This is a genomic window from Tamlana crocina (assembly GCF_012037625.1).
In genome coordinates, this window is record NZ_JAAVJS010000014.1 from 23,228 (window position 1) to 40,364 (window position 17,137).

General features: G+C 41.0%; 13 protein-coding genes. 6 read left to right on the top strand and 7 right to left on the bottom strand.

Features of this window, described 5'->3' with window-relative positions; translation table 11 throughout:
• Positions 1-4 precede the first annotated feature (4 nt).
• The 4 genes from HC176_RS10875 to HC176_RS10890 all read right to left on the bottom strand — a co-directional run bounded on the left by HC176_RS10875 (position 5) and on the right by HC176_RS10890 (position 4,157).
• On the bottom strand, positions 5-445 hold the full coding sequence (locus HC176_RS10875; RefSeq protein ID WP_167918233.1) for a LexA family protein: 441 nt from the start codon (positions 443-445) through the stop codon (positions 5-7).
• The gene (locus HC176_RS10880; RefSeq protein ID WP_167918234.1) at positions 442-1,698 is read right to left on the bottom strand and encodes a Y-family DNA polymerase; all 1,257 of its coding nucleotides are present in this window, start codon (positions 1,696-1,698) and stop codon (positions 442-444) included. The genes HC176_RS10875 and HC176_RS10880 overlap by 4 nt, the downstream gene beginning before the upstream one ends.
• Before the next feature lie 131 nt (positions 1,699-1,829).
• Positions 1,830-3,644, bottom strand: coding sequence for a sodium:solute symporter family protein (locus HC176_RS10885; RefSeq protein WP_167918235.1), 1,815 nt, complete (start codon positions 3,642-3,644; stop codon positions 1,830-1,832).
• A gap of 66 nt (positions 3,645-3,710) precedes the next feature.
• Positions 3,711-4,157 carry a DUF3157 family protein gene (locus tag HC176_RS10890; RefSeq protein WP_167918236.1) on the bottom strand — a complete coding sequence of 149 codons (447 nt, stop codon included), beginning with the start codon at positions 4,155-4,157 and terminating at the stop codon, positions 3,711-3,713.
• 118 nt (positions 4,158-4,275) lie between these two features.
• On the opposite strand from HC176_RS10890, the gene HC176_RS10895 reads away from it, so the two are divergent.
• A complete protein-coding gene (locus HC176_RS10895) occupies positions 4,276-4,692 on the top strand; it encodes a putative signal transducing protein (protein ID WP_167918237.1) in 417 nt (138 codons plus the stop codon).
• On the opposite strand, the gene HC176_RS10900 is transcribed toward HC176_RS10895, so the two are convergent.
• On the bottom strand, positions 4,668-6,158 hold the full coding sequence (locus tag HC176_RS10900; RefSeq protein WP_167918238.1) for an aminotransferase-like domain-containing protein: 1,491 nt from the start codon (positions 6,156-6,158) through the stop codon (positions 4,668-4,670). The genes HC176_RS10895 and HC176_RS10900 overlap by 25 nt on opposite strands.
• A 77-nt stretch (positions 6,159-6,235) precedes the next feature.
• Here HC176_RS10900 and HC176_RS10905 point away from each other — a divergent pair, with 77 nt between their 5' ends.
• The 4 genes from HC176_RS10905 (at position 6,236) to HC176_RS10920 (ending at position 10,902) form a co-directional block, all read left to right on the top strand.
• Positions 6,236-8,059 carry a TonB-dependent receptor plug domain-containing protein gene (locus HC176_RS10905; RefSeq protein ID WP_167918239.1) on the top strand — a complete coding sequence of 608 codons (1,824 nt, stop codon included), beginning with the start codon at positions 6,236-6,238 and terminating at the stop codon, positions 8,057-8,059.
• A gap of 14 nt (positions 8,060-8,073) precedes the next feature.
• Positions 8,074-9,162, top strand: coding sequence for a biotin synthase BioB (bioB, locus tag HC176_RS10910; protein WP_167918240.1), 1,089 nt, complete (start codon positions 8,074-8,076; stop codon positions 9,160-9,162).
• Between the two features lie 300 nt (positions 9,163-9,462).
• On the top strand, positions 9,463-10,323 hold the full coding sequence (locus tag HC176_RS10915) for a cupin-like domain-containing protein (protein WP_167918241.1): 861 nt from the start codon (positions 9,463-9,465) through the stop codon (positions 10,321-10,323).
• Positions 10,324-10,386: 63 nt separating this feature from the next.
• Complete coding sequence (locus HC176_RS10920; protein WP_167918242.1) at positions 10,387-10,902, top strand: DUF6646 family protein; 516 nt, start codon at positions 10,387-10,389, stop codon at positions 10,900-10,902.
• Between the two features lie 72 nt (positions 10,903-10,974).
• Here HC176_RS10920 and HC176_RS10925 read toward each other — a convergent pair whose 3' ends face one another.
• Positions 10,975-11,448, bottom strand: a complete 474-nt coding sequence (locus HC176_RS10925) for a regulatory protein RecX (protein WP_167918243.1) — start codon at positions 11,446-11,448, stop codon at positions 10,975-10,977.
• Between the two features lie 103 nt (positions 11,449-11,551).
• Here HC176_RS10925 and HC176_RS10930 point away from each other — a divergent pair, with 103 nt between their 5' ends.
• The gene (locus tag HC176_RS10930; protein WP_167918244.1) at positions 11,552-13,897 is read left to right on the top strand and encodes a T9SS type A sorting domain-containing protein; all 2,346 of its coding nucleotides are present in this window, start codon (positions 11,552-11,554) and stop codon (positions 13,895-13,897) included.
• A gap of 254 nt (positions 13,898-14,151) precedes the next feature.
• Here HC176_RS10930 and polA read toward each other — a convergent pair whose 3' ends face one another.
• On the bottom strand, positions 14,152-17,043 hold the full coding sequence (gene polA, locus HC176_RS10935) for a DNA polymerase I (protein WP_167918245.1): 2,892 nt from the start codon (positions 17,041-17,043) through the stop codon (positions 14,152-14,154).
• Between the last annotated feature and the right edge of the window lie 94 nt (positions 17,044-17,137).

Consider the following 17,137-nt stretch of genomic DNA (forward strand, 5'->3'; position numbering starts at 1 on the left):
ATTTTCAAACCTTTTTTATCACATTGGTTACAATGCCCCAAATTAAAAAATTATTGTCTTCCGTAATTTTAATGATAGGATAATCAGGATTTTCGGGCTGCAACCACACCTCGCCTCCCGAAACACGCAAACGCTTTACTGTAAATTCGCCATCCAAAAAACAAACGGCTATTTTATTGTTTGAAGGCTCCAAACTTCTATCAATTACCAAAAGGTCGTTATCCTCTAGCCCTGCCCCAATCATCGATTGGCCACTTACACGGGCATAAAAGGTCGCTTCTTTATTTTTAACCAACTCTTCGTCCAAAGACAAACGCTGCTCTTTAAAATCTTCAGCTGGCGAAGGAAACCCTGCCGAAATTCCAGCATCAAAAAAATGTGCCGCAGCACCATCAATGGTTTGCGGGGTAAAAAACGTTAAACTTCCTGATCTGTGTGCTATCATCTTACTACAATAATATCGTTAATGTTTGTGGTGTACCTTGGCGACAAGCGTTCTTGCCGCATTTTCCACGTACGTTTTAAGTCTTGGTTGCCCAATTTTATTTTATGGCTTTTGTATTTTGAATTTAAAAAATCAATAGACTGCATTAAGGGTTGGTGCTTGGGGTTTTCCTTATCGAATAAATGTAACTGATGGTTATTGGTCGGCACCAAACCCGTAACAATTACACCCGCCCGTTTGTACTTAATACCTTCCTTAAAAATAACTGTTACGGCATCAACCGCACACTGGCTTATAATCAAAGAAGAACTGGTTGGGTAAGATAAGCTAATACTTTTACTTGTTCGGTGTTGTGGCAAATCTTTTTTATGCCTATCACTGCTCAACATCACAATAACCATGTGGCAACTGGAATCTTGCTTCCGCAATTTTTCGGCACAAGCGGTGGCAAAGGTAGATATGCGTTCTTTTATGTTATCGATATCCGAATACGTATATTCAAAACTTCTGGTAGTCGCTATGGCCCGTTTGTTTTGGGGCTCGTCCAAAATTATTTTCGAATTGCCTTCTAAATCTTTTTTAAGTTTCCACTCGGTTATTGAAAAGGTTTTCCGAACCCATTGATCTGGTAATTGCGTAAAATCGTAAGCCGTTTTACAACCTTTAGCCTGAAGTCTTTTGCTCAATCTTCGGCCAATGCCCCAAACATCTTCAATTTTAATCCATTTTAAGGCTTTAATACGTTTTTCTTCAGAATCTATCACATAAACGCCTTTGGTTTCCTTCGGAAATTTGCGCGCTATTCTATTCGCTACTTTGCTCAAGGCTTTGGTTGGCGCAATGCCCACACAGGTTGGAATACCCGTCCATTTTAAAATGCGACTCCTAATTTGGGTGGCATAATCGTTAAAATTGTAATTATGGAATCCTTTAAATTGAAGAAAAGCCTCATCGATGCTATAGATTTCAACATCGGGCGTAAATTGCTCTAAAATTTTCATTACCCTGCTACTCATATCGCCGTACAACGGATAATTGGAAGAAAACACCTGAATGTTGTTGGTCTTGCAAAAGCCTTCCCATTTAAAAATAGGCGCCCCCATGGGCAACCCCAATGCTTTGGCTTCATCGCTTCGCGAAATAACACAGCCATCGTTATTGCTTAAAATAGCAACGGGCTTCCCCTGCAAATTCGGGTTGAACACCCGCTCGCATGAGGCATAAAAGTTATTACAATCTACTAAAGCAAACATATGTAAATTTACGTCTTTTCGATTAGTTTAACGTTAAAAAAAATGGGGTATGTGTTAAAAATCAATCCTTCTTTTTAAAAGGATTGATTTTCAATTTACTTAACAAAACCAGACAAGGATTCTGCAGCAAATTACAGAACTGTGCTTTTTACTTCTTTCCAGACTTTAATCAATAATACCGCAGAAATTAGAGCTGTACCGGTAAATATTACAGCAAGATTAAACTCACCATAAATCCAATATCCTGTAGCGAACAAGCAACTATAAATAAGCGCACACCCAAAGAGCATAGCTAGAATGCCCGAAGGCACACTCCAGCCTTCTTTAGTTGTTACTATGGTAATGTTTTCAGTTGCAGCTTCATCAACCACTTTTTTCCATCCTGGCCCACCAGGCTGTATTTTATTATAAAACAACTGTAGCACGTCCTTACTTTCCGGTTGGGTTAAAAAGGTAACGACCAACCACAAAATGGTTGTTACCAATACTATTGATGGAAATTTGGCCCAAGTTGGAAACACACTACTCTCTTCTCCAAAAAAGTATGTCCCCAAGGTTGTAAAATTCAATAAGATTGAAATAATACCCGATGAAAACATAGCTGCTATTTCGCTCCACGCATTGATGCGCCACCAAAACCAGCGTAATATAAAAATGAGTCCTGTTCCAGCTCCAAACATCAAAATAATATCGAACAACTGTAATGCATTCTGAAGTACCAACGCCAGCAATGCACTGCAAACCATTAAAATTACTGTTGAAATTTTACCTACAGCAACCTTCTGTTTTTCGGTAGCATTTTTATTAATCTGCTGAATATAAAAATCGTTAACAATATATGAAGACCCCCAATTTAAATGTGTAGAAATGGTTGACATGTAAGCTGCTGCCAACGATGCCAAAACCACCCCCAATAAACCTGCTGGTAATTTGGTAAGCATAGCAGAATAGGCCAAATCATGCCCCAATTTACTTTCAGTAACATTTGGAAATGCTTGTTGGATACTGGCCACATCGGGATACACCACTAATGAAGCCAAAGCCACAATAATCCATGGCCAAGGACGTAAGGCGTAGTGCATAATATTAAAAAAGAAAGTAGCCCCAATAGCATGATTTTCGTCTTTTGCGGCAAGCATTCGCTGGGCAATATACCCCCCACCGCCGGGCTCTGCTCCAGGATACCATGCACTCCACCATTGCACTGCCAAAGGGATAATCAATAAAACAATAAGCGAATTTGTATCGTTAAAATCTGGGAGCAACGAGAGTTTATCAGTTACTTGATTATTTTCAATTAAGGCAGCCATACCACCCACCTCCGGAAGATTAACCAAATAATATGCCGCACCAACTGAGCCTGTCATCGCCACAAAAAAGAGTAAAAAATCGGTATACACCACACCTTTAAAACCTCCTATGGCACTAAAAACAACCGTTACCAAACCAGCTATAATAACAGTTTGCCAAGGTTCCAACCCCAACATAATACCTCCTATTTTAATAGCTGCTAGAGTTACGGCCGACATCGCCAAAACATTGAACACCACTCCCAAATACACTGCACGGAAACCGCGCAAAAAACGGGCTGGTTTTCCGCCATAGCGCAACTCATAAAACTCGATATCGGTACTCACTTCCGATTTACGCCATAACTTGGCATAAACAAAAACCGTAAGCAAACCGGTAAGCAAAAAAGCCCACCATACCCAGTTTCCGGAAACTCCGTTGGTTCTTACTATATCAGTAACAAGGTTTGGCGTATCGGTAGAAAATGTGGTGGCCACCATAGAGAGCCCCAAAAGCCACCATGGCATGGAGCGTCCTGACAGAAAATATTCGGAGGAATTTTCTCCCGATTTTTTTGACACCCAAAATCCAATAAATAATGTAATTGAAAAAAACAGAACTATTAGTACATAGTCTATGGTATGCAGCTGCACCATAACGTTATTTGTTTGCTTTTGTGAATTGTAAATCTATTAGAATCATTCTGAAAATGGTTTCTAACTTTAAAATAGCTTCCCGTTTTCAATAATAACAAAGCCATTGCGCTTGTAAGTTACTTTGGTACCGTTGGCGCAAAACGTATATTTTCCGTTCGATTTACGTTCGGATGCCCATAGCAAAACCACCTCATCAACCGTACAATTGTAATCTTTGGCCACTTTCTTTTTAACATCATCAATCGTGGCTCGGCCTCTTTTAAGTTGATTTTGCACTTTATTGTTCAGTTTCGGCTCCTCAAAATCTGCTGGTAAATTACAGCCATTATCTTCGTTAACGGTTTCAACCGCTGCATCATCACTTTCTTTTGGAGCTTCCAAATCTATATATTCCCAAGTATAATCGGCTTTTAACAACACACGCCTACCGTCTTCGGTTTTTACAATGTAATTGTTTTGGGCGAAGCTCGCATACGATAGTACGGAAAGCAAAAGAACGAAAAACATTTTCATAGCACTACTGTTTTGAATTACCCCAAAAGTACAATATTAATTTTCAATTTGTTTTAGATTCATTTGAGGGATGCGTTAATCAATATTAATACCTATATTTATTAAACATTTCAGTAGTATGTCTCCAACATTCAAAACCATAGCCAAGTTTCAGTATTCCAGCGAAGCGCAAATAATTAAAGGCCGTTTAGAAGCCGAAGGCATACAGGTATTTATGCAAGATAATTTCACCATAGATACCGACCCTTTGGTAAGCCAAGCCATTGGTGGTGTAAAACTTAAAGTGTTGGCGCAAGATGCTTTAAAAGCACAACACATCTTAAACGGCATTGCAAAATATTCGTTGGATGACGATGGCACCCCCATTACATGCCAAAACTGTGGCAGTACAAAAGTTCAACTGTACTCAACCATAAACGATTTTAAATCATTCTTTTCTTTTTTAATTGGTTTCTTATCGGGCACCCTACCTTTTTATGCCAAAGACAAATACCGTTGCGAAAACTGCCACTACGAGTTCAATACCAGGTTATAAGCTTTTTTTAATGCTTTAACCACAATGGCCAACTCTTCTTCGTTAAAATGACCAAACCCAAAACGGATAGCGCAGGTATTTTTATCTTGATACAATATGGTTTTAGGAAGAAACACATCATATTTCTCGGCCGCTTCGGCGAGTTTCATCAAGGGGATTTGCGGTTGAAACTCTAGCCATACCGCTAATCCACCAAAAGGCACGTTCCATTCGGCAATACTTTTAAACTCGGTTTCAAAATGCTTTAGCAAACTATCGCGCCGCTGTTTATAAACCACAATATTTTTCTTGACCAAGCGATTGAGCTCACCTTCGGCAATCAACTCAGAAAGCATTTGCTCTTGTATTAAATCGCCCTGTTTATCGAGCAATTGCATATAGTTTTTGCATTCCGAAATGAGATTTTCGGGCGCCACGACAAAACCTGTTTGAAAACTTGGAAACAAGGACTGCCCCAATTTCCCCAAATAAATCACCATACCATGCGCATCGGCACTGGCCATGGGCAACATGGCAGAACCTTCAAACTGAAAATCGTAATCGTAGTCATCTTCAATAATGGCAAATCCGTATGCCTTGGCTAGCTGCAAGAGTTTCAATCGGCGGTTGGCACTTAAAGTTTTAGTGGTGGGGTAATCCCGATGGGCACATACATACACACACCTAATATTTCCTTTCGCAAAGTGCGTTTTTATATACTCCACATCCAAACCCTCGGCATCTACAGGAATGGTTTTAATGCTAGCACCCGCCTGTTGAAAAATCATATTCGATTCAAAATTACTCAAGGCTCCCACCAAAACCACATCGCCGGTATTAATTAGCAACCGCGATACCACATACAGGCTCATCTCGGTACTGCGGGTGTTTAAAACATTTTGGGGTTTAATATGAAACCCTCGCGTAGCATTCAAATAATTGCAGAGGTGCATTTCAAAAACCGAATGGGCCCCACTGCGGTTCCACTTTGCAATTAAGGTTTTCCGCTTCATGGCTGCGCTGTACCATCTCGAAAATTGATGCGTGGGATGCAGTCGCAAATCGGGCTTACCATCGTTTACCATATATTTCGCAGTGGTTTCCGATGTGTTTGGAGACAGGTTAAAGGATTTCTGAAACGGAAACCCCGTGGCATGGGCATAAGTATTCACCTGGTTAATATGCCCTATAGGTGCCGTTATTTTCGCGGTACGTTGCTCGGGAAACAATACAAAAGTACCTTTGTTGGGCACAATATCTACCCAACCTTGAGCGGCCAACTCGTCGTACACCGCCACTGCCGTATTACGATGCACTTTCAACAGCTGACTTAAACCACGAGTACCCGGCAAAATCGCTCCTTTTGATACGTACCCCCGCTGAATAAGATTTACGATTTGCTCAGCCACTTGCAGATAAACTGGTTTGGAACTCGATTTATCTACATCAATCAATTGCTCAAAAAGAGGCACAACCGGACTATTCATTGTTTTAAAACTGGACTAGTTGGATAGTCCGCAAAGTTACGACTTTTGCAGCGTTAAAAAACGCATTGTAAAATACTATGAAAAACAAACTAAATTTAATCGCCCTTTTAGTGCTTGTAACCTTACAGGCTAAGGCACAGCAAAACGCTGTTAAAATGGATTCTCTCCAAGAAGTTACCATTACCTCCACCCGAATTGATTTACCTTTTAAGGAAAATTCGAGAACCATCGACATCATTTCGTCAACCGACATAAAAAATAGCGCTGCTACCAATGTGGCCGATTTACTGCAACAAGTCGCCGGTATTGATATTAGAAGACGTGGAACGGCCGGTAGCCAAGCCGATTTGTACATTCGTGGCGGTAGCTTCGACCAAACCTTATTGCTTATAGATGGCGTAAAAATGGACGACGCCCAAACCGGACACCACACCATGAACGCCGCACTGCCCATTGAAGTGATTGAGCGCATTGAAATTATTAAAGGCCCTGCTGCCCGTGCTTTTGGGCAAAATGCCTTTGCCGGAGCCATTAACATTGTTACCAAAAACAGCCTCGACAATAGCGTATCTGCCAATATTGAAGTAGGCTCGTTTAATCAATTAAACGGATCGGTAACTGTAGGGTCAGAGCTAGAAAACTCATCGCACATCGTGCATATGGGCAAACTCACTTCTGGTGGTTACAGACCTAACTCAGACTACAACAACTCCAACTATTTCCTAAAAAGTATTTTCAATAAAAACGAGCAGCCTATCGAAATGATTGCTACATTTTTCGACCGAAAGTTTGGTGCCGAAAACTTTTATACCACAAACCCAACCTTCAACGAATACGAAGAAACCCAAAATAGTTTATTAGCTTTTTCGACGGCATTCCGTTCTGGAGCTCTTAAAATTAAGCCTCGCGTGTATTGGAAACGCAACCAAGACATGTTTTTGCTTCGCCGTAACGACCCTAGTTTTTACAGAAACCTCCACATTACCAACAAGGCTGGTGCCGAAGTAAACGCCTCTTACGCTTCAAGCCTTGGTATTACCGGTTTTGGTGTGGATGTATCGCAAATTTACATTAGTAGTAACAACCTGGGCGACCGAAATCGCTTTATGACCACCGCTTTTTTAGAGCACCGTTTTAAATTATTGAACGAGAAAATGGATATCACTCCCGGTGTGGCGGTAACGTATTTTTCGGATTTTAAATTTCATGCTTTCCCAGGCATAGATTTAGGATACCAAGTATCGGATAAATTCAGACTTTACGGAAACGTGGGATACACCTACCGCATTCCTACCTACACCGATTTATATTACAGCGACCCCGTTACCGTAGGTAACGAAAACCTAAATCCTGAAGAAGCCCTTTCCAGTGAATTGGGGGGTAAATTCTTTTCATCGCGATTCAACGCTTCGTTTGCCTTGTTTTATAAAGATGCCAACAACCTCATCGACTATATAAAAGCTAATGAAGACGACCCCTTTGAGGCTCAAAACATTAGAGATTTGTACACCAAAGGTTTTGAAGTGAACACCAATTATAATTTTACCGTTGGCAACCTCAAACAAAATCTTTCGGTAGCTTACACCTTTATGGAAGATGAAGTGGGCGACTTAAACCTTAATTTTTCGCGCTATTCCATAAACTCGCTTAAACACCAATTTATTTCGCGCTTGAACACCCAACCCGTTAAGAATTTCAACCTAAACCTTATTTACAAATACGCCGAACGTACCGCCGGATTAAGCTATAACGTATGGGATGCCTCGGCCATTATCCATTGCAACACTTTTGAATTTAGCGTTACGGCCAACAATATTTTTGATGCCGATTACATTGAAAGCGGCGTAATACCTATGCCACCAAGCAATGTATTATTTGGTTTGCGTTACAAATTCAATTAAAAAAACCTTTGTATATGCCTGAACTAAAACATAATTGGTCCAAAGAAGAGATTCTTAACATATACAACAAACCGTTGATGGAGCTACTCTATGAAGCAGCTACCGTACACCGTTTGCACCACGACCCCAACACCGTTCAGGTAAGTACATTATTATCCATTAAAACCGGGGGCTGCCCAGAAGACTGTGGGTATTGTCCGCAAGCCGCGCGTTACCACACCGATATTGAGGGTAACGATTTAATGAGCGTTACACAAGTAAAAGCTCAGGCTTTGCGGGCAAAAGCCAGCGGCAGCTCCCGGGTTTGCATGGGCGCGGCATGGCGAAACGTAAAGGACGGCGAAGAATTCGACCAAGTTTTAGAAATGGTACGCACCATTAATAAACTGGATATGGAAGTTTGCTGTACCTTGGGAATGATTACCGAAAACCAAGCCAAACGCTTGGCCGAAGCCGGACTGTATGCCTATAACCACAACTTAGATTCTTCGGAAGAATATTATAAAGAAGTCATTTCTACCCGCGGTTTTGAAGACCGTTTGAAAACCATTGGCAACGTGCGCAAAACCAATGTTACCGTTTGTAGCGGGGGCATTATTGGTATGGGCGAAAACATTGAAGACCGCGCTGGTATGCTCGTAGCGCTTTCTACATTAAATCCGCAACCAGAGTCTGTGCCTATAAATGCATTGGTAGCTGTTGACGGCACCCCGTTGGAAGACCAACAACCCATTTCCATTTGGAACATGGTACGCATGGTAGCCACTACCCGAATTGTAATGCCCGAAACCCAAGTACGTTTAAGTGCTGGGCGCACGCAAATGACGCAAGAAGGCCAAGCCATGTGTTTCTTTGCCGGAGCAAACTCTATTTTTGCTGGCGATAAATTACTCACCACGCCAAACCCCGATGTAAATGAAGACATGGAGCTGTTCAAGCTATTGGGGTTAAATCCGCAAAAACCATTTACAAAAAAAGTACAACCGCAAACCGTTGAGGCCAAAGATTCGCAATACCAAGCCTTGGGCGAAAAACCAAAATGGACACGCCCCGAACACACCATAGAGCGCAATGAAGCGGCCAAGGCCAAAGCAAAGCAGTAATAACTACCAATAAGACAAGTCAAGACAAGGGAGGCACGACCAAAGTCATCTTTCGGTTTGAACTAAAGAGAGAAAGATTCCCGCGCTACGCTCGGAATAACTCTACATCAGTAACGCTCGTTTAAAAATACACGTCATGACGAGGGAGAAACGACCGAAGTCATCTTTTAATTTTGAGCTAAGAAGTAAAAGGTTCCCAAGTCACTCGCTCCGAATAATCACCATTAAAAAACGTCATACACTATACTATTTCAAATCACATAACGTTTTCTTAACTTTGGCCCACTAAATTTTTAAGCATTGGCATTAAACTTACAGGACATTCCGAGGGTAAAAACCATTACCAAATCGGATTTTTTAGAGCAGTACTTTAAACCTCAAAAACCTGTGGTGATTGAGCGTTTTATTGAAGACTGGCCAGCTTACCAAAAATGGAATTTAGATTACATTAAACAAATAGGCGGCGATATTACCATTCCGCTTTACGACGATAGGCCTGTAGATTACCGCGATGGCTTTAACGAACCGCACGCCAAAATGAAACTGGCCGATTACATCGATTTGCTGAAACGCGAGCCCACCAAATACCGCATCTTTTTGTGGAATGCCCTAAAGGAAATTCCGCAGTTACAAAACGATTTTTCGTTTCCAGACTTTGGACTGCGACTTATGAAAGGCATCCCCATGCTCTTTTTCGGCGGACAGGATTCATACACTTTTATGCACTATGATATCGATTTGGCCAATATTTTCCATTTTCATTTTGAAGGCAAAAAGCAAATCATTCTGTTCGACCAAAAGCAGAATAAGTACCTGTATAAAATTCCGCATTCGCTCATTACCCGGGAGGATATCGATTTCAACAATCCCGATTTTGAAAAGTGGCCCATGCTCAAAAAAGCCAAAGGCTACCAAACCGAATTGAACCATGGCGAGATTTTGTACATGCCCGAAGGCTATTGGCATTACATGCGCTACATCACCCCCGGTTTTTCCATGAGCCTGCGCGCCATGGCCCGAAACCCAAAAAACTTCGGTCAGGCCATTTACAACATATTAATTATGCGCAACTACGACAACCTAATGCGACGCATTAAAAAGCAAAAATGGATAGACTGGAAAAACGAACAGGCCATAAAAAACACCCATAAGCATTTGTAGTTTTTGTACGTCGTTTATATAAAACTTGCATATATTTGCCCTCTCAAATTTAAAATTAGATACATGAAAAGATTTGTTTTTTTAATTGCTGTATTAAGCGTTTCATTAGTTAACTCGCAAGCCTTTACCGGTGCAAACGACAATAAATTTCAAGTGGGCGCCAACTTTCAAAACAATGGCACAGGCCTTAACATAAGTTACGATTTTGGTATTGGCGAAAATATTTCTGTCGGTATATCGTCCACCTACCTTTTGGGCATCCATGAAAACCTAAAAAACAATGCAGATGACGATTTAAACGCCGATTTCGATAACCGTTTTGATGTACGTGCCCGTTTTAACGCCAATTTGGGCAATGTGATAAACGTAGATGAAAACTTTGATGTGTACCCCGGTTTAAGCCTCGGCCTTAAAAACTTTGGCGGACACCTTGGTGCGCGTTACTTTTTTACAGATGGTTTTGGTATTTATACCGAACTTAACGTGCCATTGGCCAAATATAAAACCGAAAACCTAACAGCTCCTGAAAAATTGCACAACCAGTTTAGCATTAATTTGGGCACGGTTTTTAACCTATAAGAAATTACATTCAAAATTATTGAAAGCGGATAGCCCATTGGTTTTATCCGCTTTTTTTATGGGCATAAAACACTACCGAATCAATTCAGAAGCTTTTTCATACACCAAATGCGATTCCCAGCCTCTATACAACAGATAATCGATTAATTTTTTACGTTTCTTAAAAACGTTGCTCTCTTTTATCGAGTTGGCTTTTTTTTCGGCTAAACCATGGAAAACCTCGATATACTCCGCATCCGAAATTTCTGCAAGTGCCTCATTTATATTAATTTTGCTTAGGCCCTTTTGCTTAAGCACATAAGCCATTCGGCCGCGCCCCCATTTCTTAATTCTAAACTTGCCGCTTACAAATGTTTTGGCGTAACGCGACTCGTTAAGGTAGTTATGCTCTAACAAATGGACCACAATCACATCGATGGCTTCGGGTATCATGTGCATGGCCTCCAGTTTTTGCCGTACTTCTTGATGGCAGCGTTCTTGGTACGCGCAGTAGTGCTCCATTTTTTGGGTAGCCTCCTGTACCGTATATGTTTTTTTGGTTTGCATAACAAGCCAAAAATAACAATTGTATTGAACAAAAAACAACATATATAAAACCAAATCTATCGTATAAGGCTTTGCCTAAATAAAGATTTTAAACTTAACGGTTATGAAACACATTACTCTTATTCTTGTTGCCCTATTTACTTTTAATTTTGTGGGGGGACAAACTAACCTTGCAAAAGAAGATATTGCCATTATTGGAGTTAATACAGATAATGAAGATTTCACGGTGTTATTAAGGACTGACATTACCGCTGGAACAACAATCTATTTTTCGGATAATGAAGTAAATGCTAGTGGCACAGGTTTAAATAATTCCAACGAAGGAATTGTATTATTCACCGCTTCGGTAGACTACAGCTGTGGAACAGTGTTAAGTTTTATTACAAATAGTTCTGAATTCACGATAGTTGACAATACTTTTCAACTGGCAAATAATACTGGAGAAGTTGTATTAGCTTTTCAAGGGTATAACTCATCAACTTTGGAATGGACAACATTTCTTCATGCAAACACTCAACCAGGAATCACTTTACCGACAGGGTTTACAACTGCCGATATCGTTGACGGGAGTGCCGACAATAGAGAATATATAGGTAGTAAGTCTATACCAAGCTGGGCTGACCTGAATAATATTTCCAATTACCACGAAAGCAATAATTACAGTGCTGTTACTTTAAATACCACAAATTTCACCTGCTCCCCTTGCTCGTCAACAGTTACTTGGAGTGCAGGTGCTTGGAGCAACGGGACAGGTCCCGACTTAACAACAGCCGCTATTATTTCAGATGATTTTGACACCGGAAATGGCGGTAACGAAACCAGTTTTAGTGCATGCTCTTTAACCGTAAATTCTGGAGCAATCCTTACCGTTAACAACAACACTTTTATTGAAGTTGAAAACGATGTAACAGTAGATGGTGAAATTTTTGTGGCAAGTAGCGGCAATTTTGTTCAAAATGACGATACTGGTTCTTTTAGTTTAGGAGCAAGCGGTGTTGCACGAGTAAATAAAGTAACGCCTTTTAAAAGTAAATGGTATTATTATACCTATTGGAGCTCACCCGTAGTCGACGAAACCATAGAAGATGCTTTTCCTCTTGTTGATGGCGACCGCCGTTTTTGGTTTAATGCCGCTAATTTTAAAGACACTGACGGTGATGATGTAGACGAAGAAGGTGACGATTGGCAATATGCATACAGAAACGACACTATGATACCTGGTGTAGGCTATGCTTCAACAGAAGCAAGATCATTTGGAGGTCCTTTTGGAGGAGGCTCAACAGGAACAGCCACTTTTGAAGGCGAATTCAATACAGGTGATGTATCTGTTTTAATTGATTTTGACCCTACAAACCCAGGCATGAAATGGAACTTTATAGGCAACCCTTACCCATCCGCCATAGATTTCGATTTGTTTTTTGCTGAAAATTCTGGAATTGTTGAGGGTGCGGCCTATTTTTGGTCACAAGCCAGCCCCCCAAGCAGTTCAAACGCCGGTAATCAACAATTAAATTTTAGCACTAATGATTATGCCATGTACGCTAGTGGTTCTGGTTTAGGCACGGCTGGAGCAAGTGGTTCTATCCCAAATAATTTTGTTCCATCGGCTCAAGGTTTTTTCATAGAAGGAAATACCATTGGTACTGCTAAGTTCACTAACGCCATGCGTGTAGCAAGCACAACTAGTAACAACCTGTTTTTTAAAGGCTCAACCAAATCGCAAAAAACAAGTACCAGAGACCCTCTTGAAAATAGAATTTGGATTAACCTGACTTCAGACAATGGTGTTTTCAACCAAATAGCTGTTGCCTACGTGGAAAATGCAACGCATAATGATGATGGTTCTGCTTTTGATGCCGTAAGAATAGTTACAAAAGAAACACCCGCTGCGCTGTATTCTATTATTGAAAACTGCGACAAAAAATTCGCTATCCAAGGAAAAAACATCAATAGCATTAACGAAGATGAAACCATTACATTAGGGTTTAAAACCAAAATTAAAGTAGCCACGCTTTATTCATTATCCATCGCAAAAATGGAAGGCGACTTTTTAAATAGCCATTCGGTTTTTGTAAAAGACAAGCTATTGAATAAAGTACACGATTTAACGGTTTGCGATTATACATTTACCTCTGAAACCGGAGAATTCAATAACCGTTTTGAAATTGTATTTAAAGCCGACGCACTTTCAACCACTGATATCTCGGCAGACCCAAGCTTATTAAAAATTGTGGAACTGGATAACGACAACGTACAGTTTACCGCTCCAAACGGATTAGGTATTAAAACCGTATCGGTGTTCGATTTGTTTGGTCGCCAGCTTTACCAATTTAACGGTCAAAACGATACTGAAGTGTTTAACCTGTCTAACTTAAGCAGTGCGGTGTTTGTGGCAAAGGTTGAGCTCTCCAATGGCACGGTTATTAGCAAAAAGGCGATAAAAAAGTAAACTTTTCAAGACCTGATAGGTTTTAAAAATCTATTAGGTCTTGTTTAATGGGCAATTGCTGCGTGTTCTAACTACACCTTGCTTTTAAAATAAGGATTCCTATGGTTTCGTATCTGACGCTTTTAGGTTATGAGTGGTGTTACCTAGAGGGGACATTTTAGCTTGTTTGCGAATATTTTTTCTGTAAATATTTCAAACAATAGAATTTTTAAGTCTGAGTAGTGTCCACTCAAGGGACCATAGGGGTGTAAATCCTAATGTGCCTCCAACCAATCATCACCAGTCCCTAAATCAACATCCAACGGAACGGCGAGTTTATAGGCGTTTTCCATTTCGGTCTTTACTAGGTTTTTAATAGTGTCGAGTTCGGGTGTGTAAACATCAAAAACCAATTCGTCATGCACCTGAAGCAACATTTTGGTTTTAAAATCGCCTGCATTTAATTTTTGGTGAATGGCAATCATAGCCAGTTTAATAATATCGGCAGCACTCCCTTGAATGGGGGCGTTAACCGCATTGCGTTCGGCGGCACCGCGCACAACGGCGTTTCTGGAATTGATGTCCTTTAAATACCTCCGACGACCCAAAACCGTTTGCACATAACCATTGTCGCGGGCAAAATCCACTTGGGTGCTGATGTATTTTTTAAGTTTCGGATAGGTTTCGTAATAAGTGTCGATTAATTCTTTGGCCTCACTTCGCGATAAATCCGTTTGATTGCTCAGTCCGAAAGCAGAAACTCCATAAATAATTCCGAAGTTTACCGTTTTGGCATTGCTACGTTGCTCTCGGGTCACTTCGGCAATCGGTACATTAAACACTTTTGAAGCGGTAGAGGCGTGAATGTCTTCACCATTTTTGAAAGCCTCAATCATGGTTTCTTCTTCGCTTAAAGCAGCTATGATACGAAGTTCAATCTGGCTGTAATCGGCAGCCAACAAAATATAATCTTCATTTCTTGGCACAAAGGCTTTCCGCACTTGTCGGCCACGCTCGGTACGGATGGGTATGTTCTGCAAGTTGGGGTTGTTACTACTTAAACGCCCTGTTGCGGCAACGGTTTGCATATAATCGGTGTGTACGCGTTCCGTTGATGGATCTACTTGCAAAGGCAGCGCATCCACGTAAGTACTCTTTAATTTTGAAAGCCCTCTGAAATCCAAAATTTGCTGAATGATGTCGTGGTCTTTGGCCAAGTAGCTTAAAATATCTTCAGAAGTGGCGTATTGTCCGGTTTTGGTCTTTTTAGGTTTATCCACCAGTTTCATTTTTTCAAATAAAATGATGCCCAATTGCTTTGGGGAAGCAATGTTGAATTCTTCACCAGCAGCTTCATAAATGCTCTTTTCGAGGCCGGCAATATCGTTGTTTAATTGTTCTGAAAGCGAACTTAAAAAGTCTTTGTCTAAATTAATGCCTTCCAATTCCATAGCGGCTAAAACGCGCAGCAACGGAATTTCAATATCATCAAACAAGGTTTGTGTATTGGCCTCGCCCAATTCATTCTGAAAATGTTCTTTTAGCTGAAGGGTGATATCGGCATCTTCAACTGCATATTCGGTTTGTTGTTCCAAAGGCACCTCACGCATCGATAGCTGATTTTTGCCTTTTTTCCCAATCAAGGTTTCAATGGAAATGGGGGTGTAATTCAAATAGGTTTCGGCCAAAACGTCCATATTGTGGCGCATATCGGGATTGATGAGGTAATGCGCCAACATGGTGTCGAACAGTTTGCCTTTCACTTCGATGTTATATTTTGCCAAAACCTTGATGTCGTATTTTAAATTCTGACCGATTTTTTCGATGGATTCATTCTCAAAAAACGGACGCAATTGTTCAATCAATTCTTGGGCTTCATCCCTGTTTTCCGGAAATGGCAGGTAAAATCCTTTGCCAGCTTCCCACGAAAAGGCAATGCCCACCAATTCGGCCTGCAGCGGGTCAATGCTCGTGGTTTCGGTATCAAAACAAACCGAGGTTTGGTTCATTAAGTTTTTAATGAACAGTTTTATAGCCATGCCTGATGCCACACTTTGGTAGAAATGCGAGGTGGTTTCGGCGGTCTTGCGAGTGTATTCGGAAGTAGCTTCCGAAGTTTTGGCCTCACCCTCATTCCCAAAAAGCGAAAACTGACCAGCCCCCGCAGTCCCCTTTTGTCCTGCGGACATTTTCCCCGAAGGTGAAACTTGTTTTGAAGATGAAGGAGACTTCTCGACTCCGCTCGAAGTGACATCAGTTACATTAGAAGCTAAATCTTCTTCGGGAGCAAAGGTTTTTAGAAAATTTTCGGTGAGTCTTCTAAATTCCAACTCTTGAAAAATGTTTTTTACGGCCTCAACATCGGGGTCGCACATTTCAAAATCTTTTTCGTCAAATTCCACAGGAACATCGAGCATGATGCGAGCCAATTTTTTAGAAAGCAGCCCTAATTCTTGGTTGGCCTCCACTTTTTCCTTCATTTTACCCTTTAGCTCATGGATGTTTTCAAACAAACCTTCCATGCTTCCGTAGGCCTTAATGAATTTTTTGGCTGTTTTTTCGCCAACGCCAGGCAACCCTGGAATGTTGTCACTAGAGTCGCCCATCATACCTAAAAAGTCAATGACCTGTTCGGGGCGTTCCACTTCAAATTTTTTCTGTACTTCGGCAATGCCCCAAGTTTCGTAACCGCCACCGAAGGATTTGGGGCGGTACATAAAAATATTTTCAGAAACCAATTGGGCAAAATCCTTATCGGGCGTTACCATAAAGGTTTGGTAGCCTTGCTTTTCGGCTTGTTTGGAGAGGGTGCCGATAACGTCGTCGGCCTCAAAACCTTCTTTCACCATAATGGGGATGTGCATGGCCTTCAAAATCTCCTGAATGTAGGGTACGGCCACTTTAATGGCTTCGGGGGTTTCGTCTCGGTTGGCCTTGTATTCTTCAAACATTTCCACACGGTCGGCACTACCGCCTTTATCAAAACATACCGCCAAATGGTCGGGGCGCTCGCGCTTAATTACGTCCAAAAGCGAATTCATAAAACCCATAATGGCCGAGGTATCGATACCTTTCGAGTTGATTCGTGGATTTTTTATAAAAGCATAATAGCCACGGAAAATTAATGCATAGGCATCGACCAAAAAAAGACGTTTTTGTGCTGACATGGATTGTGTTTTGATAGAAAACCAAAACTACGAAAAGTTATGCTTAAAACGGCATTTATAATTTAGTGTATTTATAAAGGGCTAAGCTTGAAAA